16 protein-coding genes are annotated in these 17477 nt (G+C 70.8%); 8 read left to right on the plus strand and 8 right to left on the minus strand.

Annotated elements, in window-relative coordinates:
- Positions 1-2 precede the first annotated feature (2 nt).
- Positions 3-695, plus strand: a complete 693-nt coding sequence (gene rnc / locus C6C15_RS07830; protein WP_060923098.1) for a ribonuclease III — start codon at positions 3-5, stop codon at positions 693-695.
- Positions 688-1551, plus strand: coding sequence for a bifunctional DNA-formamidopyrimidine glycosylase/DNA-(apurinic or apyrimidinic site) lyase (gene mutM, locus C6C15_RS07835; RefSeq protein ID WP_105949759.1), 864 nt, complete (start codon positions 688-690; stop codon positions 1549-1551). The genes rnc and mutM overlap by 8 nt, the downstream gene beginning before the upstream one ends.
- A 50-nt stretch (positions 1552-1601) precedes the next feature.
- Here the strand turns inward: mutM and C6C15_RS07840 are convergent, their stop codons facing one another.
- The 4 genes from C6C15_RS07840 to C6C15_RS07855 form a co-directional block, all read right to left on the minus strand.
- Positions 1602-2921 (minus strand): FtsX-like permease family protein, encoded by a 1320-nt coding sequence (locus C6C15_RS07840; protein ID WP_105949760.1) that lies wholly within the window; start codon positions 2919-2921, stop codon positions 1602-1604.
- Positions 2918-3613 carry an ABC transporter ATP-binding protein gene (locus C6C15_RS07845; protein ID WP_025103323.1) on the minus strand — a complete coding sequence of 232 codons (696 nt, stop codon included), beginning with the start codon at positions 3611-3613 and terminating at the stop codon, positions 2918-2920. Before C6C15_RS07845 ends, C6C15_RS07840 begins: the two co-directional genes overlap by 4 nt.
- Positions 3614-3711: 98 nt before the next feature.
- Complete coding sequence (locus C6C15_RS07850; protein WP_105949761.1) at positions 3712-4791, minus strand: GNAT family N-acetyltransferase; 1080 nt, start codon at positions 4789-4791, stop codon at positions 3712-3714.
- A 108-nt stretch (positions 4792-4899) separates the two neighbouring features.
- Entirely contained in the window at positions 4900-5184 is a 285-nt protein-coding gene (locus C6C15_RS07855) for a hypothetical protein (protein ID WP_060923102.1), read from the minus strand.
- 521 nt (positions 5185-5705) lie between these two features.
- Here C6C15_RS07855 and smc point away from each other — a divergent pair.
- Entirely contained in the window at positions 5706-9251 is a 3546-nt protein-coding gene (gene smc, locus C6C15_RS07860) for a chromosome segregation protein SMC (protein ID WP_105949762.1), read from the plus strand.
- 111 nt (positions 9252-9362) lie between these two features.
- Here smc and C6C15_RS07865 read toward each other — a convergent pair whose 3' ends face one another.
- On the minus strand, positions 9363-10040 hold the full coding sequence (locus C6C15_RS07865; protein WP_083370850.1) for an alpha/beta hydrolase: 678 nt from the start codon (positions 10038-10040) through the stop codon (positions 9363-9365).
- A 28-nt stretch (positions 10041-10068) separates the two neighbouring features.
- Between C6C15_RS07865 and ftsY the strand changes: the two genes are divergently transcribed.
- Positions 10069-10941 carry a signal recognition particle-docking protein FtsY gene (ftsY, locus tag C6C15_RS07870; RefSeq protein ID WP_025103328.1) on the plus strand — a complete coding sequence of 291 codons (873 nt, stop codon included), beginning with the start codon at positions 10069-10071 and terminating at the stop codon, positions 10939-10941.
- 43 nt (positions 10942-10984) lie between these two features.
- Entirely contained in the window at positions 10985-11485 is a 501-nt protein-coding gene (locus C6C15_RS07875; RefSeq protein WP_060922216.1) for a DUF2004 domain-containing protein, read from the plus strand.
- A gap of 10 nt (positions 11486-11495) precedes the next feature.
- Here C6C15_RS07875 and lipA read toward each other — a convergent pair whose 3' ends face one another.
- Together lipA and lipB are read right to left on the minus strand one after the other, a co-directional pair.
- The gene (lipA, locus tag C6C15_RS07880; protein ID WP_105949763.1) at positions 11496-12485 is read right to left on the minus strand and encodes a lipoyl synthase; all 990 of its coding nucleotides are present in this window, start codon (positions 12483-12485) and stop codon (positions 11496-11498) included.
- Positions 12482-13132, minus strand: a complete 651-nt coding sequence (gene lipB, locus C6C15_RS07885) for a lipoyl(octanoyl) transferase LipB (protein ID WP_105949764.1) — start codon at positions 13130-13132, stop codon at positions 12482-12484. Before lipB ends, lipA begins: the two co-directional genes overlap by 4 nt.
- 87 nt (positions 13133-13219) lie before the next feature.
- Between lipB and C6C15_RS07890 the strand changes: the two genes are divergently transcribed.
- Positions 13220-13807, plus strand: a complete 588-nt coding sequence (locus C6C15_RS07890) for a TetR/AcrR family transcriptional regulator (RefSeq protein ID WP_105949765.1) — start codon at positions 13220-13222, stop codon at positions 13805-13807.
- A gap of 149 nt (positions 13808-13956) precedes the next feature.
- Positions 13957-15519 (plus strand): signal recognition particle protein, encoded by a 1563-nt coding sequence (gene ffh / locus C6C15_RS07895; RefSeq protein WP_105949766.1) that lies wholly within the window; start codon positions 13957-13959, stop codon positions 15517-15519.
- Between the two features lie 11 nt (positions 15520-15530).
- On the opposite strand, the gene C6C15_RS07900 is transcribed toward ffh, so the two are convergent.
- On the minus strand, positions 15531-16439 hold the full coding sequence (locus tag C6C15_RS07900) for an EamA family transporter (RefSeq protein WP_105949767.1): 909 nt from the start codon (positions 16437-16439) through the stop codon (positions 15531-15533).
- A gap of 78 nt (positions 16440-16517) precedes the next feature.
- Here C6C15_RS07900 and C6C15_RS07905 point away from each other — a divergent pair, with 78 nt between their 5' ends.
- On the plus strand, positions 16518-17393 hold the full coding sequence (locus C6C15_RS07905) for a LysR family transcriptional regulator (RefSeq protein WP_105949768.1): 876 nt from the start codon (positions 16518-16520) through the stop codon (positions 17391-17393).
- The last annotated feature ends 84 nt before the right edge of the window (positions 17394-17477 follow it).

Consider the following 17477-nt stretch of genomic DNA (forward strand, 5'->3'; position numbering starts at 1 on the left):
CCGTGACGGAGGTCCCCGGGGGGACGAGGCCTCTCCCAGATAAGCTCCGCGTCGATATCGACGCGGAGCTTCTGGAGTTGGCCCTCACCCACCGCTCGTATGCGTACGAGCACGGTGGCATCCCGCATAACGAGCGTCTCGAATTCCTCGGCGACTCGGTGCTGGGTCAGGCCGTGACCGTCATGCTGTTCACGCGGCACCCCGAGCTCGACGAGGGGGAGCTGGCGAAGCGTCGGGCGAGCGTCGTGTCGACGGTCGCGCTGGCGGAGGTCGCTCGCGGCATCGATCTCGGCAGCCACCTGCTGCTCGGACGCGGTGAGGAGCAGACCGGTGGTCGAGACAAGGACTCGATCCTCGCGGACACCATGGAGGCCGTCATCGGCGCCACCTACCTGTCCGCCGGGCCCGAGGCTGCCACGGCGCTCGTCCTGCGGCTGACCGAGCCGCTACTCGCCGACCCCGAGCGGTACGGCGCGGCGATGGACCCGAAGACGAGCCTGCAGGAGCTCGCGGCCCGTCTCGGAGCCACGCCTCCGCAGTACTCGGTCGAGGCCAGCGGTCCCGACCACGACCGGCGCTTCACGGCGACCGTCGCCGTCGGCGACGTGCGGATGACGGGCGCCGGCAGCAGCAAGAAGACGGCGGAGATGGCCGCGGCCCTCAGCGCCTGGCGCACGCTCAGCGAGCGTGCCTGAGCTCCCCGAGGTCGAGGTCGTCCGCTCCGGCCTCGCACCGCCTGCCGTGGACGCGGTCATCACGGGCGTCAGCGTCTTCGACGAACGCGCGCTCACCCGGCACACCGCCGGAGCCGCGGACTTCGTCCAGCGTTTGGAGGGTCGCCGCTTCACCGCGGCCGCGCGGCGAGGCAAGTTCCTCTGGCTCCCCGTGGACGATGGCGACTCCGCTCTGATCGCGCATCTGGGCATGAGCGGCCAGATGCTGCTCCGCGCGCCGGACGCGCCGACCGAGCGCCACGAGCGTGTCCGCCTCGGGATCGAGCATCCCCGACACGGCGAGCTCGCGATCGTGTTCGCGGATCAGCGGACGTTCGGCTCCCTCGCCGTCGACGCTCTCATCGCCGACGGCCCCTCCCGCATCCCGACACAGGTCGCGCACATCGCACGCGACCCGCTCGACCCGTTCTTCGACGACCGGGTATTCCGGGCCGCTCTCGCCCGGCGGCACAGCGCGATCAAGCGGGTGCTGCTGGACCAGGTTGTCGTGAGCGGCATCGGCAACATCTACGCCGACGAGTCGCTGTGGGCGGCCCGCATCCATCCGGAGACAGCGGCCGATGCTCTGCCGACCCGGGCCGTGAACCGCCTCCTCGCCGAGGTGCGGTCGGTCCTGCAGAAGGCTCTCGCCGAGGGCGGCACGAGCTTCGACGCCCAGTACGTCAACGTCAACGGGCAGGCCGGTTACTTCGCCCACTCCCTGAACGCCTACGGTCGTGGCGGGAAGCCCTGTCCGCGCTGCGGCACGCCGATCACCCGAGCCGCGTTCATGAACCGCTCCTCGCACTTCTGCCCGCGCTGCCAGCGGAGGCGCTGACCGTGACCGGGCGCGCGTCGCGGGCCTGACGCACCCGGCCCGCCACCGTCTCACGCCGGGGCGAAAGCGCGATCCAGCAGGGGACGCGTTGCCCAGGTGCTCGCCCACACGACGCCGATGCCGACGGCGACGACCGTCGCGATCGTCATCAGCGAGAGGGGCGCGACGATCAGCGCGATGCCCACCAGCGGGAACACGAGCACGGCAGCGCACAGCGCTGATCCCACCGCCGTGACCAGCAGCGGCGACATGATCGCGCGGCGACGCGCGCGGTCCACGGTCTCGACGGGCATGCCCAGGTGATGCAGGCTCTCGTGCAGGTCGCTCTTGTCGAGCACGTCCGAGGCCTGATTCACGCCGACGGAGGCAGCCACCATGAGGAACGACCCGATGAGGGTGATGATGAGGCCGGTCCGGATGTCCTCCGCGAGCGCGATGCTGGACGGATCGTCGCTCGCCCCGATCGTGTCGAGGAGCGCGACGCCGGTGCCCGCGAAGACGGCCATGAAGCTCGCCATCGCGATGCCGCCGACCTGACGCCAGGCCGCCTTCGGGGAATCCAGCACGAGTCGTGCGGCGAGCAGCCGCTCGGGACGCTCCGCCCGCCGGAGCTGGCGCCCCGCCGAGACCTTCAGCACCCACGGGCCGAGCAGATTGAGAACGCTCAGCGCGAGGGCGAACATCGCAGCGAGTACCGCGATCGTCGCCACGACCCCGCCGATCATCGGGAACACCTTGATGAGCGCGAACGCGATGGCGATCCCCGTGACCGCGATGACGGCGCGGATCCAGTGCACGTTCGTCGGCGCCGTGCGCGTGCGGACGCCGAGCGGCGAGATCACGACACGACGCAGCCCCACGACGGCGCTTCCGGCGGCGAGCACGAGCACGCCGGCCACGACGGCGGCGATCATCACCGGGGGGAGTACGACTGCCGAGAGGCCGAGCGGTTCTCCCCGGAACGGGATGAGACCGATCAGCGGGCTCAGGGCCAGGTGACCGCCGATGCCGATGACGGCTCCGGCCGCAGCGACGAGGACGGATTCGACGACGGTTGCCGTCGTCACCCCGCCGGGCGTCACGCCGAGCAGACGAAGAGTCGAGAGGCGCTCGTCGCGGCGCCGTGCCGAGAGCCGGGCGGCGGCGCCGCCGAGCGAGGTCAGCGGCACGACAAGCAGGACGAGAGCGATGGCGGCGAGGCCCTGGTAGAGGACAGCCTCGTCGTCGGTCCAGGTCCAGAAGGCCTGGGCCCCGCCGACGACGGTGAGGACGAGGGTCGTGACCACCGCGAAGGCGACGATCGGGAGCGCGAGGACGCTGCGCTGTCCGGGAGCGGGACGCAGGAGCAGGCCGAGAACGGAGAGGTTCACGCGTTCACCGCCGAGCCGAGGATACGGCCGTCGCGGACGGCGACGGTGCGCGTGCAGCGCGCCGCGACGTCGGCGTCGTGCGTGACGACGATGAGGGTGCGGCCCTGCCCGGTCGTGGACCACAGGAGCGCGTCCATGACCTCGGCGGAGGTGTGCGAATCCAGAGCGCCGGTCGGCTCGTCCGCGAAGACGAGGTCCGCACCCGTCGCCTGGGCGCGCGCGATGGCCACGCGCTGCGCCTGTCCTCCGGAGAGCTCGCCGATGCGCCGTTCCTCCATGCCGCCGAGGCCCAGTGCCGCGAGCCACGACGCCGCGTGGGGGAGCGCGTCCTTCTTTGCGACGCCGTTGATCATGGAGGCGAGCGCGACGTTCTCCACCGCGGTCAGCTCGGGGATCAGCAGTCCCTGCTGGAAGACGAACCCGAAGCGCTCGCGACGCAGCCGGGAGCGCGCCGCCTCACCCAGCGCGGTCACGTCTATGGCCGTGCCCGTCGAGGGCTGGAAGACCACGCGGCCGCTGTCCGGTGCGGTGATTCCCGCCAGCACATGCAGGAGCGTCGTCTTCCCCGAGCCCGACGCGCCCATGATGGCGACGGACTCGCCACGGTGCACCGCGAGGTCGACACCGGCGAGGGCGTGGGTGACGCCGTAGGTCTTGACGAGGGCGTGGGCTTCGATCACGGGAGTGTTCATGTTCCCAGCCTCGCCGTGCGCCGTGCCGGTGTCGTCGGCCCGGCGGATGAAGCTGAGCGGTGGCCGTCATCCGGGAGGATGACGGCCACCGCTCGTCGTCAGATCTTCTTCTGCCAGGCCCCTGCGTACGACACGGGCACGAAGCCGATCGCCTCGTTGATGTCGAGCATCGGCCGGTTCTCCTCCGCATTGAAGGTGGAAACCACGGTCGACCCCGGAACGAGCTCCCGCCAGCGCAGGAGGTTGGCGCACTTCACGATGGTGCCGAGGCGGTGACCGCGGTGGTCCTTCGCGACCAGGGTCCCGAACTGGTGGGTGGTCCCGGTCTTCTCCGCGCCGATCAGCAGTTCGTTGTACGCGACGAGCGTGCCGGAGGGGACATGCTCCACCGCCACGACGGAGACGGTCTGACCGGCGCCCGTGAGACGCGCATCCCGGCGGATCACCCGCTCCGCGTCGTACACCTCGGCGACGAAGTCCATATCGCCACTCGGTGCATCGGTCGACAGGCGGGCGAGCACAGCGGCGTACCCGTCGCGGAGCTCCGGCGGGGTGGGCAGCTCCCACTCGAGCACGCGGTAGTCCGGCCCCGCGACCGCGAGTGCCGCGTCCAACGCCCGGTGCAGGGGCTCCGGATCGGCGCGCAGGTCGAGTTCGCTGTTGCGCTCGACCTGCTCCAGGGTGAAGCCGTGCGCCTCGACGACGTCGCTCAGCGGTGTCGCCGGGATCCGTCCCCATCCCGTGCGCGGCTGTAGCATGCGGTCGGACTCCTCCGGCCGGTGCAGGGTCCAGATCTGGAGGACGCTCCGACCGCGCTCCCTGGCCTCGGCCTCGGCGCGGTCGAGCAGCGCGTCCTCGACGCCACGCCCGGCGTGGGCGGCCGGAACGAGGAGGTCGACCTCGGCGGCGCGCGCGTCCTCCTCCTGCGGGAAGGACACCGTCACCATGCCGATGATGTCGTCCCCGTCCCGGGCGACGAATCCGAGGTCCAGCGAATCGGAGTCGTCCTGCCAGTTGGGCAGCATCTGCGCGGCGTCCGGGGCGAGGTCGGGGAGACCGACCTGCTCGTCGCAGATCTGTCGGTTCAGAGCGCCGTAGGCGCGGAAGTCCGCGGCGTTCGCATCGTCGAGGGTGGCCGGGACGATCAGCGGCGTGATCGTCAGTGCGGCGGTCGTCATGTCTGGTCCTTCGTGTCGAGGGAGGAGGAGGTGCCGGGTGTCCCGGCGTCCGTCCGCAGGTGCACGGACGGACGCCGGGTCGGTGTCGATGCGGTCGTCATCGCCCGATCAGCGCATTCCGCGCTGCATGTCGTGCATGAGGAGGGCGTGCGTTTCCGCGGCCGAACGGTGACGCTGTTCTCCGACGAGGAACAGGTCTCCGGGATCGACGGTCCACGACCGGCGTGGACGTCGGGGCCGCTGCGCCCGCTGGAACAGCCAGAGGCCGATCCGGAGCGAGAGGCGGTCCGCGATGCCGAGCTGACGCAGCTCGTCGTCGCGGGGGATCTGGAGGACCTCGCGGTCCTCGGTATCGGGCGGATGGGTGGTGCTGTGTGACAGCGTGATGTTCACGATGGTTCCTTCGAAAGGGATGGATGGGGTGCGGAAGCACCACGTCAGGACCGAGTCGTCGGCCGCGGCGGGTGCGGACGAGAGCAGCGCCTGCGGAGCCGCGGAATGCGGAGGCCGGAAGCGGCGGGGATCCATGATCCGGGGGATCAGAGGGTGGGACGCGACAGAACAGGCGGGAGAAGACCCGGATCGGGCCTGCGTTCCCAGACTGCGGTTCTAGCCGAGCGAGCCGTGACGGACGCCGGCGGTCACCGATGCCGCGAGGCGCGGCGCGGAGTGCGCGGGCGCGGCGAGGCCAAAGACCTCTGCGGTGTGCTGAGTGATCATCATCGGTAACCTCCTTTCGTGTGGCGATCCGGAGGCCACCGTAGCGAAACTCTCAGGAGATCGTCAAGCATTTCGTGGTAGCACCGGCGTGTCGCGGTGGAGGCGGGGTCCGCGACGACCGCGCGGGATACCGGCCGTTCCGCGGGATTCCGGTAGCGTAGCGGCGTGAATCTCCCCGGACGAGCGGTCGCCCCATGCACCTGAAGAGCCTGACGCTCAAGGGGTTCAAGTCGTTCGCGCAGCCCACGACCTTCGTGTTCGAGCCCGGCGTCACGTGCATCGTCGGACCGAACGGCTCCGGCAAGTCCAATGTCGTCGACGCCCTCGCCTGGGTGATGGGGGAGCAGGGGGCGAAGACGCTCCGCGGCGGGAAGATGGAAGACGTCATCTTCGCCGGCACCTCGACCCGTGGTCCCCTCGGGCGCGCCGAGGTGCAGCTCACGATCGACAATGCCGACGGCGCGCTGCCGATCGAGTACGCCGAGGTGACGATCAGCCGCACCCTGTTCCGCAACGGCTCCAGCGAGTACGCCATCAACGGCGAGAGCTGCCGGCTGCTCGATGTGCAGGAGCTGCTCAGCGACTCCGGCCTCGGCCGGGAGATGCACGTCATCGTGGGTCAGGGGCGGCTGGACACCGTGCTCCAGGCCTCGCCGGAGGATCGCCGCGGCTTCATCGAGGAGGCGGCCGGCATCCTCAAGCACCGTCGTCGCAAGGAGAAGACGCTGCGCAAGCTCGACGCGATGGAGGCCAACCTCACGCGTCTGAGCGACCTCGCCGGGGAGATCCGCCGACAGCTCAAGCCCCTCGGGCGCCAGGCTGAGATCGCGCGTGAGGCGCAGACCATCGCCGCTGTCGTGCGCGATGCCAAGGCCCGCCTGTTCGCCGACGACGTCGTGGCGCTGCGCACAGCCCTCGCGGACCACACCCGCACCGAGCAGGAGCGGCACACCGAGCGTCTCGTGCTGTCCGACCAGGCCGAGACCGTGCGCGCCGGGATCGCTCGGCTGGAGAAGAACCAGAACTCGATCGCGGTCGACGAGGCACGCAGCGTCGCGTTCGGACTCGAACAGGTGCAGGAGCGGATGCGCGGGCTGTACACGCTCGCCAACCAGCGCCTCGCGCTCCTCGGGTCCGAGGAGGACGACGCGGCCGTGACCGCGGTGACCGTCACGCAGGCGACCATCGACGAGGCGAAGGAGGACATCGAGACGATCTCCTCCGGCCTCGGCGACGCTCAGGACGCTGCGGCCGCCGCCAGCCGCGAGGTTGTGAACGCCCGTGCCGAGCTCGACACGCTCGATGTCGACATCGCGGAGCAGAGCGCGCTCGTCTCCGAATACGACATGCGGCTCTCCTCGCTCCGCGGGAACGCCGATGCGGCCGCGTCCGCTCTGGCCGCCGTCCGCGGCGCGGTGCTCCGTCAGGAGAACGCCCTCGAAGCAGCGCACGCCCGGCGGCGTGAGGCCGAAGAGGCCCTGGAGGCGATCGACGATACGGAAGCTCCCGAGGGCACGGCCGTCGAGTATGCCGCCGCCTACGAGAGCGCCCAGCGTGCGGCGACGGCGGCGGAGGCGGAGCGGGAGAGCCTCCGCGAGCGCCTGCACGCCGCGGAGCGCGAGGTCGACGCCCTCACGGCGAAGGCCGCCGCGTTGAGCAGTGCGCTGTCGCTGTCGGGAGGTGCCGCCGAGATCGTCGCGGAGGGCGGCCCCGGAATCCGCGGTCTCGTCGGCGATGCCGTGCAGGTGCGGGCGGGATACGAAGCTGCGATCGCTGCCGTGCTCGGTCCCCTGGCCGAGGGTGTGCTGGTCGGCTCCGTGGACGACGCGTTCATCCTGGCGGCGGAGGCCGCGGAGCGCCGCCGCGGGGTGGTCGACTTCGTGGTCGCCGAGGCCCCGAGGGAGCGGGCGCCGCACCCCGCCGTCGACGGCGTGATCGCCGCGACCGAGACGGTGACGGCGCCGGACGGCGTTCTCGGGATCCTGGCGCATGTGCTCATCGCCGACGACCTCGATGCGGCGCGGGCGGCGCGGCGCGCTCTGGACGCGGCAGGTGACACCGCGACCACGATCGTGACGACCGGGGGCGACGTCATCACCGCCCAGACGCTGCGGACCGGATCCGGAGGGGAGCGCTCCCGCCTCGAACTCGCGGCGGAGCGCGATGCCGCGACCGAGCGGCTGACCGAGATCCAGATCGTCGTCGACTCCCTGCGGGAGGCCCGCATCGACGCCGACGAGGCGGTGGAGGAGACACGGCGTCAGGCGAAGGACGCGCTGCGCGCCCTCCGCGAGCACGACGCCGCCCTCGCGACGCACGCGGAGCAGGTCAACAAGGTGACCGTGCGCCATGAGGCCGCTGTCGCCGAATGCGATCGTCTCGAGACCGGGCTCGCTCAGGCGCAGGCCGCCGTGGCGGACGCGGAGGCGAAGGCGGAGGCCGCGAAGGCGGAGCTCGATGCCGCCGTCGCGGCGCCGCGTCCGGTGCTCGACGCGTCTGCGCGGGACGGCCTGTTGGAGGCCCTGGAGCGGGCCCGCGAGGGCGAGGTCCGCGCCCGCCTGGAGGTCGAGACCCTGCGCGAGCGGGTCCGTGCCGCGCAGTCCCGGGTGACCGCGTTGGAGCGCCAGCGCGAGCAGGAGCGGGACGCCGCGGCGGAGGCCGCCCGGCGCGCCGTCATCCGCCGGGCGCAGCGCGAGGCGGCGTCCGGGGTCGTGGACGAGCTGCCGCGCATCCTCGACTCCCTCGACCGCTCGGTCACCGAGGCCCGCGTCGCCCTGGCGGAGGCGGAAGCAGCTCGGTCGGCGCAGAACGAGGAACTCGTCGCCCTGCGCGCCCAGGAGTCGTCCCTGCGGGAACGGCTGGCCGGGCTCACGGAGAGCGTGCACGGCCTGGAGTTGCAGATCCACGAGAAGAAGCTCCACCTGAACAGCCTGTTGGAGCGCGTGTCCTCGGAACTCTCGCTGGACGAGGACGTGCTCGTCGCCGAGTACGGTCCTGATCAGCTCGTGCCGCGGGATCCCGGGACGGAGCCGGCCGACGGCGAACTGCTCGACGACACCGCGATCCCGTTCGACCGGCGCATCCAGCAGCGGCGCCTGGCGGACGCGGAGCGGAAACTCGCCCAGCTCGGGCGGGTCAACCCGCTCGCGCTGGAGGAGTTCGCCGCCCTCGAGCAGCGCCACGCGTTCCTCACCACCCAGCTCGCGGACCTGACGCAGACCCGGCAGGATCTCCTGACGATCATCGCCGACCTCGACGAGCGCATGCAGACGATCTTCGCCAGCGCATTCGAGGACACCAAGGAGGCGTTCGGCCAGGTCTTCCCGCTGCTGTTCCCCGGAGGCACGGGCAGCATCTCGCTGACCGATCCGGAGAACATGCTGACGACGGGGATCGAGGTCTCGGTCCGTCCCGTCGGGAAGAAGATCGAGCGGTTGTCGCTGTTGTCCGGTGGTGAGCGGTCTCTGGCCGCGGTGGCGCTCCTGGTGGCGATCTTCAAGGCGCGTCCCAGCCCGTTCTACATCCTCGACGAGGTCGAGGCCGCGCTCGACGACGCGAACCTCGGCCGGCTGCTCACGGTCTTCGAGCAGCTGCGCGAGAGCTCCCAGCTCCTCGTCATCACGCACCAGAAGCGGACGATGGAGATCGCCGACGCGCTCTACGGCGTGTCGATGCGCCAGGACGGCGTCTCCGCGGTGGTCGGTCAGCGCGTCGGCGACCGCGCCGCCGCCGCGGTCTGACTCGCCCCGGGCACAACTGCGGAGATCGTGACCCCCACCTGGCGTGTCGACGGTCCGATCCGGCGTGTCGCCCGCGGTCTCCGAAGCTGTGCTCGGACGGACCGCGGCGGGTCACACCGTGAGGGACTGTTCGAATCCGGTGACGGCGGCGGGGAACTCGGGGTGATCCTGGGGGCGGTGAGCGAAACCGGAGAGGACGATGTGGTCGGCCCCGACATCGACGAGCCGTCGGGCGATGAGCTCGTACTCCTCGTTCCAGCCGCCGGTGACGACGAAGGTCGGCACGGCGGCGAGAGAACGCTCCCGGATCCCGTGTCCCCAGGGGAGATTCGCGGCCGCCCAGTGCTCCGCGACCGCGCGTTCGTCCGGCCAGGACTCGCGGTCCAGCGGGCCGCCGAACATGAGCGGGCGCAGGATCGACCAGAAGCCGTAGAGGTCGTCCTCGGCCGCGCGTGATCGCGCCTCCGTGACCACGGCGATATGCCGCTCGATCGGCGCGTCACCGCGAGCGATGTCGTACAGGGCGGGCTCGACGAGGACGAGGCCGCACACCCGCAGACCGTCGGCGACGGCGCGGACGGCGGTCACAGCGCCGATGGAGTGGGCGAACAGGAGCGGCGACCGGTCACGTTCTCCCTCGACGAGAGCGCCCGCCTGCGCTTCGACGGACGACTCCGGCGGGAAGCTGAGGAAGGTCCCCGACTCCGGATCCTGCGAGGGCCACGCGGCCGTACCGCGCCTCCCGGCGCCATGGAGGAACACCCGGTGCGGGAGCGGCGCGCGGTGCATCCCTGGATGCTACCCGTAGGCTGGACGCATGGCAGAGAAGTCCTGGTCTCTCGGTCGCGCGCTGCGCGGCATGTTCGTGAAGCCCACCATCGACGAGACGACGTGGGAAGACCTGGAGACGGCGCTGATCACGGCGGACTTCGGCCCTGACATCAGCGAGCGCATCGTCGAAGAGCTGCGCGACAAGGTCGCGAAGTACCGCACCACAGACCCCAAGGACCTCCAGCGCATGCTGCGGGAGACTCTGGAGGAGCACTTCGCGAAGTTCGACACCACGCTCAAGCTCACCGAGCGCCCGGCCGTGGTCCTCGTCGTCGGGGTGAACGGCGTGGGCAAGACGACCACGATCGGGAAGTTCACGAAGTTCCTCCGCGGTTACCAGCGGAGCGTGGTCGTCGGCGCCGCGGACACCTTCCGTGCCGCGGCTGTGGACCAGCTCGCCACCTGGGCCCAGCGCGGGGGAGCGGCGATCGTCCGCCCGCAGCAGGAAGGCCAGGACCCGGCTTCCGTCGCCTTCCAGACGGTCGAGTACGCGAAGCGCGAGGGTATGGAGATCGCGATCATCGACACGGCGGGACGCCTGCACACCAAGGGCGGCCTCATGGACGAACTGGGCAAGATCCGCCGTGTCGTGGAGAAGCAGGCTCCCATCAGCGAGGTGCTCCTCGTCCTCGATGCGACGACGGGGCAGAACGGCGTCATGCAGGCGGAGACCTTCCTGCAGCACGCCGGGGTCACGGGACTGGTGCTCACCAAGCTCGACGGCTCGGCCAAGGGCGGTTTCGTGCTCGCCGTTCAGGAGCGGACGGGCATCCCGGTGAAGCTCCTCGGGCAGGGCGAGGGCATCGACGATCTGACCGGTTTCACGCCGCACGTCTTCGTGCAGGCGCTGGTCGGCTGACACAGGGCTTCCGCCCCGAGCACCAGGCTGGTTTCATAGCGTTATGGCGATCGAACACGACTACTTCGGACTGCTGTCGTCGGGCCCCGACGGCTCGATCTTCTGGTCGGAGACGGTCGAGCTCGGTGACCAGAGCGTCACGGTGGACCTGACGGCCCCGGACCAGGACGACGTCTCCGCCGATGCCCTCGACATCGCCGCCGGGCTCATCGCCGGCCTGGAGAACGTGGACGCGACCGCACGGCGCGGGATGCTCGCCGAGGTGGACGACCGCACGAGCGAGGTCACCGAGTACATCCTGCAGCAGCAGGAGGTGTTCGGCGACGACCTCCCCGACGTCCTCATCGACGTGTCCGGAGACGCGGCCGTGGACATCATCCGATCGCTGCGCCTGATGAGCATGACGATCCTCGCGGACGAGCACGGCGGCTCCGAGCCGTTCGCCGTGCTGGAGTACGCGCTCGATGACAGCGCCACGGACGACGTGCTGCTCGTGAACCTCGGATCCGACGGCAGCGTGCAGTCGGTCATGAGCGCCGACTGACCGCCGCTCGTCAGACCGCCTGCGCGAAGCCGAGGTCGGCGCTCTCCGCGATGTGCGCGAGGTGCGCGGGGATCTCGCGCCCCTTCGAGGTCATCGACTGCGCCCAGAGCCGCCCGGCACGGTACGAGGAGCGCACCAGCGGACCGGCGAGCACCCCAAGGAAGCCGATCCGCTCCGCCTCCTCCTTGAACTCGACGAACTCGGCCGGCTTCACCCACCGCGACACCGGGAGGTGACGCGGGGTCGGACGGAGGTACTGGGTGATGGTGATGATGTCACAGCCGGCGTCGTGGAGGTCCTGCAGCGCCTGGACGACCTCCTCCGGCTCCTCGCCCATGCCGAGGATGAGATTCGACTTCGTGATGAGTCCGGCGTCGCGGGCCTGCGTGAGCACGTTCAGTGACCGCTCGTAGCGGAAAGCCGGGCGGATGCGCTTGAAGATGCGGGGCACGGTCTCCACGTTGTGCGCGAACACCTCGGGGCGGGCATCGAAGATCTGACCGAGGAAGGCCGGGTCGGCGTTGTGCTCGTTGGCCAGCAGCTCCACCCCGGTGTTCGGGTTGAGCTCGTGGATCTTGCGCACCGTCTCGGCGTTGAGCCAGGCCCCCGTGTCGGGCAGGTCGTCGCGGGCCACGCTCGTCACGGTCGCGTAGCGGAGGTTCATCCGCTGCACGCTCTCGGCGACGCGTCGCGGCTCGTCGGTGTCGTAGTCGGCGGGCTTGCCGGTGTCGATCTGGCAGAAGTCGCAGCGGCGCGTGCACTGCGAGCCTCCGATGAGGAAGGTCGCCTCGCGGTCCTCCCAGCACTCGAAGATGTTCGGGCAGCCGGCCTCCTGACACACCGTGTGCAGGTCCTCGCTCTTCACGAGCGAGTGCAGGGCCGAGTACTCCGGCCCCATCTTGGCCTTGGTCTTGATCCACTCGGGCTTGCGCTCGATCGGGGTCTCCGCGTTGCGGATCTCGAGGCGGAGGAGCTTGCGCCCCTCGGGTGCGGCGGTCATGCCGGGACTCCTGTCAGGTCGGGTGCGTGGGCGGTGCGGAAGGCGTCCTGCACGGCGTCGACGAGGTCGAGCGGACCGGCCACGCGTCCGGACACCTCGCTCACCGTCGTCACACCGGCGTCGGTGATGCCGCAGGGGATGATGTCGCGGAAGGGGGCGAGGCTGTTGTCGCAGTTGATGGCGAAGCCGTGCATGGTCACACCCTGCTGCACGCGCACGCCGATCGCGGCCACCTTGTCCTCCGAGAGCGGTCGGCGCACCCACACACCGCTGCGTCCCTCGACCTGGTGCCCGTCGACTCCGAACGGACGCAGCACCTCGATGAGGATCCGCTCCAGTCGCCGGACGTGTGCGACCACGTCCATCGGCTCCGGCAGGCGGAAGATCGGATAGCCGACGAGCTGCCCCGGTCCGTGCCAGGTGATCTTCCCGCCGCGGTCGACGTCGATCACCGGGGTCCCGTCCTGGGGGCGCTCATGGTCCTCTGTGCGCTTGCCCGCGGTGTAGACGGCCGCGTGCTCGAGCAGGATGAGCGTGTCAGGGCGGGTACCGGACACGACGTCCGCGTGCACACGGCGCTGCAGGGCCCAGCCCTCGAGATAGGGGACAGGGGTCGGCATGAAGCCGGGGGTGAGGATGTCGAGCATACGTCGTCGCTTCCCTCTAATACATGGATTCCGTCCAACAATACATCCTCGTCCGGGGTGCGACGCGGCGCGCGGTACCGTGAAGTCATGAACCGGACTGGTCGCGCCGGCCGCCCGAAGGCCTCCTCGCGCGAGACCCTCGCCGAGGCCGCCTGCGAGCTCTTCCTGGAGCGCGGGTACGAGGCCACCTCCATCGCCGACATCACGCAGCGGGCGGGCGTCAGCCGTTCCAGCTTCTTCAACTACTTCACGTCCAAGAGCGACGTGCTGTGGTCCGGGATCGACGAGCGCATCGGCGTCGCAGTCGGCGCTCTGGACGACCTCGGCCGCAACGCCACGGGGGAGCGGGTGCGCGGGATCTTGCAGGGGATCGTGGACGATTTCGCCCCGGATCCGTTGGCGTTGGCGCTGCGGAATGCGGAGGCCATGGCGCTCGAGGTGGAGCTGGTGCGGGAGACGGGTGTCCGTCTGGCCCGCCTCGCCGCCGCGGTCTCCCGTGCGGCGTGCGCGGCGGGTATCGATGTGATGCGTGCGGACGTGCTGGGAGCGGCGCAGGCGGCCGCCGTCCTGTCCGCCCTGCGCGTCTGGGCCGAGGAGGGGGCGGGCCGCGGCACACCGGAGTCCGTGCTCCGCGAGGCGCTCGCCCGCGTGCACGATCTGCCCTGGGGGGAGTGACGCGGCCTCGCGAGCACCCGGTTCCGCGCCGAGGCCCCGGCGTGCTCACGCATGCGGGGCGGGGTCTCGACGACACAGCGGGGCTTCGGCAACTCTGCTCCGTGCCGCGCTGAGCGTGGGGGCTCCGCTCGCGTAGAATCGTAGGCACCATGGCTACCTTTGGCACGCTCTCCGATCGGCTCACCGACACCTTCCGCAACCTGCGCACGAAGGGAAAGCTCACCGCCGCCGACGTCGACGGCACGGTGCGCGAGATCCGTCGTGCTCTGCTCGACGCTGACGTCGCGCTCGCGGTCGTCAAGGACTTCACCGCCAAGGTGCGCGAGCGCGCTCTCGGCGACGAGGTCAACAAGGCGCTGAACCCCGCGCAGCAGGTGGTGCAGATCGTCAACGAGGAGCTCGTCCAGATCCTCGGCGGTGAGCAGCGGCGCCTGCAGTTCGCCAAGACCGCCCCGACCGTGATCATGCTCGCGGGCCTCCAGGGTTCGGGTAAGACGACGTTCGCCGGCAAGCTGGCCAAGCAGCTCGAGAGCGAGGGGCACACGCCTCTGCTCGTCGCCGCCGACCTCCAGCGCCCGAACGCGGTGAACCAGCTCCAGGTGGTCGCCGAGCAGGCCGGCGCTACCGTGTACGCGCCCGAGCCGGGCAACGGCGTCGGCGATCCCGTCAAGGTGTCGCGCGACGGCGTCGAGCACGCCCGCCGTCAGCAGCACGACGTGGTCATCATCGACACCGCCGGCCGCCTCGGCGTCGACGCCGAGCTCATGAAGCAGGCCGCCGACATCCGCAAGGCGGTCAACCCGGACGAGGTGCTCTTCGTCATCGACGCGATGATCGGTCAGGACGCCGTCAACACGGCCAAGGCGTTCCAGGAGGGCGTCGACTTCACCGGCGTCGTGCTCTCCAAGCTCGACGGTGACGCGCGAGGCGGAGCGGCGCTGTCGGTCGCCTCGGTCACCGGTCGTCCGATCATCTTCGCCTCCACGGGCGAGCGGCTGGAGGACCTCGAGCCGTTCCACCCCGATCGCATGGCCAGCCGCATCCTCGACCTCGGTGACATCCTCACCCTCATCGAGCAGGCGCAGCAGGCCTTCGACGAGGATGAAGCGCGCAAGGTCGCCGAGAAGCTCGCGAACGAGGCCTTCACCCTCGAGGACTTCCTCGAGCAGCTTCAGCAGATGAAGAAGATGGGCTCGATGAAGAAGATGCTCGGGATGCTCCCGGGCATGGGCCAGATGAAGCAGCAGCTCGAGGACTTCGACGAGCGCGAGATCGACCGCACGGAGGCCATCATCCGTTCCATGACGCCGGTCGAGCGTCGCAACCCCAAGATCCTCAATGGTTCCCGTCGTCTGCGCATCGCGCGCGGCTCCGGCATGACTGTCACCGACGTCAATCAGCTCGTGCAGCGCTTCGAGCAGGCCGCGAAGATGATGAAGACCGTCGCTCGCGGTGGCACGCCGAACATCCCCGGCATGGGGCCGGTTCCCGGCATGGGCAAGCCCGGCGCCTCGTCGAAGCGCGGCAAGAAGGGCAAAGGCGGCGGCGGCAACCGCTCCCGCTCCGGCAACCCCGCGAAGCGCGCGGCGGAGAACGCCGGCCTCGCGGCCTCGACGGCACCGACCGGCTCCGGCTTCGGCCTCGGCGGGGGAGGCGCGGCCCCCTCGGAGGCCGACCTCGCCGAGATCCAGAAGCTGTTCGGCAAGAGCTGAGCGGCCGGAACTCAGCGCACGGCGACCGGCGCCGAGGTAGGACCGACCGTGGCCGCGGGCGTGCCTCGCGGCCGCGCCGCGAACTGCCCGCCGACGAGGGCGGCGAGCGTGATCACGATGCCCGCCACCTGGACCACCGTGAAGCTCTCGCCGACCACGAGCACGCCGAGCAGCGTCGCGACGATCGGTGAGAGTAGTGCGAGCAGGCCGGGCACGATCACGGGCAGGCGCTGGATCCCTCGGAACCACAGCGTGTAGGCGATGATCCCTCCCGCCGTCGCGAGCCAGAGATAGCCGAGGAGCGCCCCCGCGTCGAGGGCGGGAGGCGGGCCCTCGACCGCGAAGGTGAGGGGGAGGAGCAGCAGTCCGCCCGCACTGAGCTGCCAGCCTGCGTACGCCACGGGGCCGACGCCGGAGGGGCGTCCCCAGCGCTTGGTGAGGATCATCCCGAGGCCGGTCGCGGTCACCCCGCCGAGAGCCGCGACGAGGCCCCAGAGGTCCAGCGCGGCGGCAGGGCCGAGGACGACGAGGGCGACCCCCGCCGCTCCGGCGACGGCGGCGGCCGCGGATACCGGTCGGACACGTTCCCCGAGCACGAGCGCTCCGAGTCCCAGGACGATGAGCGGCTGCGCTCCGGCGACGGCGGCGGCGACCCCACCGGGGAGGCGTTCGGCCGCGAGGAACAGCAGCGGGAAGAACGCGCCGATGTTGAGGGCGCCGAGGACGAGGACCTTGCCCCACCAGGTCCCGTGCGGCAGGCGCCGGGCCAGCAGCACCGCGAGGAGACCCGCAGGCAGCGCGCGGAGGAGGCCGGCGAGGAGCGGATGCCCGGCGGGGAGCAGCTCCGTCGTCACCAGGTAGGTCGTTCCCCATGCCGCGGGCGCGAGGGCCGTGACGAGGGTGAGGATCAGGCGGTTCATGCTCCCAGCCTGCGCGCCGCATGCAGATGAGTCCAACGCATTGTTGTCACGCTATTCATGACGAGCGATCATGGATTTATGGAACTCCAGCAGCTGCGATATGTCGTCGCCGTGGCGGACACCGGTTCGTTCACCCGCGCGGCGGAGCGCTGTCACGTCACGCAGTCGGCGCTCAGCCATCAGGTCGCCGCTCTCGAACGCGAGTTGGGCGTACGGCTGTTCGCGCGCACCAGTCGTAGCGTCCGCGCGACCGAGTCCGGTGAGGCGTTCCTCCGGTCCGCGCGGTTCGCCGTGCGCGCCGCGGATCAGGCGCGGGAGGATGCCGCGGCCGCCGCCGGCGAAGTCGTCGGAACGCTCCGGCTCGGGATCATCCCCACGGTGACCGCTGTCGATGTCCCCGCCCTCCTCGTGGCCTATCGCAGCGCGCACCCGGCCGCCCGCGTGGAGCTTCGCGAGGGGAACAGCGACGGCCTCATGACCGCGATCCGCCAAGGCGACATCGATGTCGCGTTCCTCGGGCTTCGGGAGGAGGTGGAGCCCCAGGGTGTGGCGTCCCGACCCCTGTCCCACGAGCCGCTGGTAGCGGTGCTGCCTCGCGGGCATGTCCTCGCTGCGAGGCGGCGGGTGCGGCTGAGTGACCTCGCGGACTCCGCTTTCGCCGACTTCCCGGCCGGAACCTCGGGACGGGCGCAGAGCGACGCGGCGTTCCTGGCCGCGGGGGTCGGGCGGGACGTGGCCTTCGAATCCGACACGGCCGCGAGCCTGATCGGCCTGGTCGCTGCGGGCCTCGCCGTCACGCTGCTCGCGCCCGGCGTGGTGCGGGGGTATCGGGACATCGTCGACACGGTGGCGGTCCAGGACGGCCCGGTCCGTGTCGAACACGTGGCCTGGGACGCCGCGGCACCGCGCAGCGCCGCCCGCGCGTTCCTCGACATCGTCGCGGCAGCCTCCTGAGACCCTGTTCCCGCAGCCCGGGCGGAGGGTGAGCCGGAGACGACGAAGCGGGCCCGGGAAGAACCCGGACCCGCCTCGTCGTGT

The organism is Microbacterium sp. str. 'China' (genome assembly GCF_002993305.1).
Classification (GTDB): domain Bacteria; phylum Actinomycetota; class Actinomycetes; order Actinomycetales; family Microbacteriaceae; genus Microbacterium; species Microbacterium paraoxydans.

Bases quoted from the DNA above. Each gene is read 5' to 3' on its own strand.
- C6C15_RS07845 (WP_025103323.1), bottom strand. From the start codon at position 3,613: ATGAACACTCCCGTGATCGAAGCCCACGCCCTCGTCAAGACCTACGGC.
- C6C15_RS07850 (WP_105949761.1), bottom strand. From the start codon at position 4,791: ATGACGACCGCCGCACTGACGATCACGCCGCTGATCGTCCCGGCCACC.
- smc (WP_105949762.1), top strand. From the start codon at position 5,706: ATGCACCTGAAGAGCCTGACGCTCAAGGGGTTCAAGTCGTTCGCGCAG.
- C6C15_RS07865 (WP_083370850.1), bottom strand. From the start codon at position 10,040: ATGCACCGCGCGCCGCTCCCGCACCGGGTGTTCCTCCATGGCGCCGGG.
- ftsY (WP_025103328.1), top strand. From the start codon at position 10,069: ATGGCAGAGAAGTCCTGGTCTCTCGGTCGCGCGCTGCGCGGCATGTTC.
- C6C15_RS07875 (WP_060922216.1), top strand. From the start codon at position 10,985: ATGGCGATCGAACACGACTACTTCGGACTGCTGTCGTCGGGCCCCGAC.
- lipA (WP_105949763.1), bottom strand. From the start codon at position 12,485: ATGACCGCCGCACCCGAGGGGCGCAAGCTCCTCCGCCTCGAGATCCGC.
- lipB (WP_105949764.1), bottom strand. From the start codon at position 13,132: ATGCTCGACATCCTCACCCCCGGCTTCATGCCGACCCCTGTCCCCTAT.
- C6C15_RS07890 (WP_105949765.1), top strand. From the start codon at position 13,220: ATGAACCGGACTGGTCGCGCCGGCCGCCCGAAGGCCTCCTCGCGCGAG.
- ffh (WP_105949766.1), top strand. From the start codon at position 13,957: ATGGCTACCTTTGGCACGCTCTCCGATCGGCTCACCGACACCTTCCGC.
- C6C15_RS07900 (WP_105949767.1), bottom strand. From the start codon at position 16,439: ATGAACCGCCTGATCCTCACCCTCGTCACGGCCCTCGCGCCCGCGGCA.
- C6C15_RS07905 (WP_105949768.1), top strand. From the start codon at position 16,518: ATGGAACTCCAGCAGCTGCGATATGTCGTCGCCGTGGCGGACACCGGT.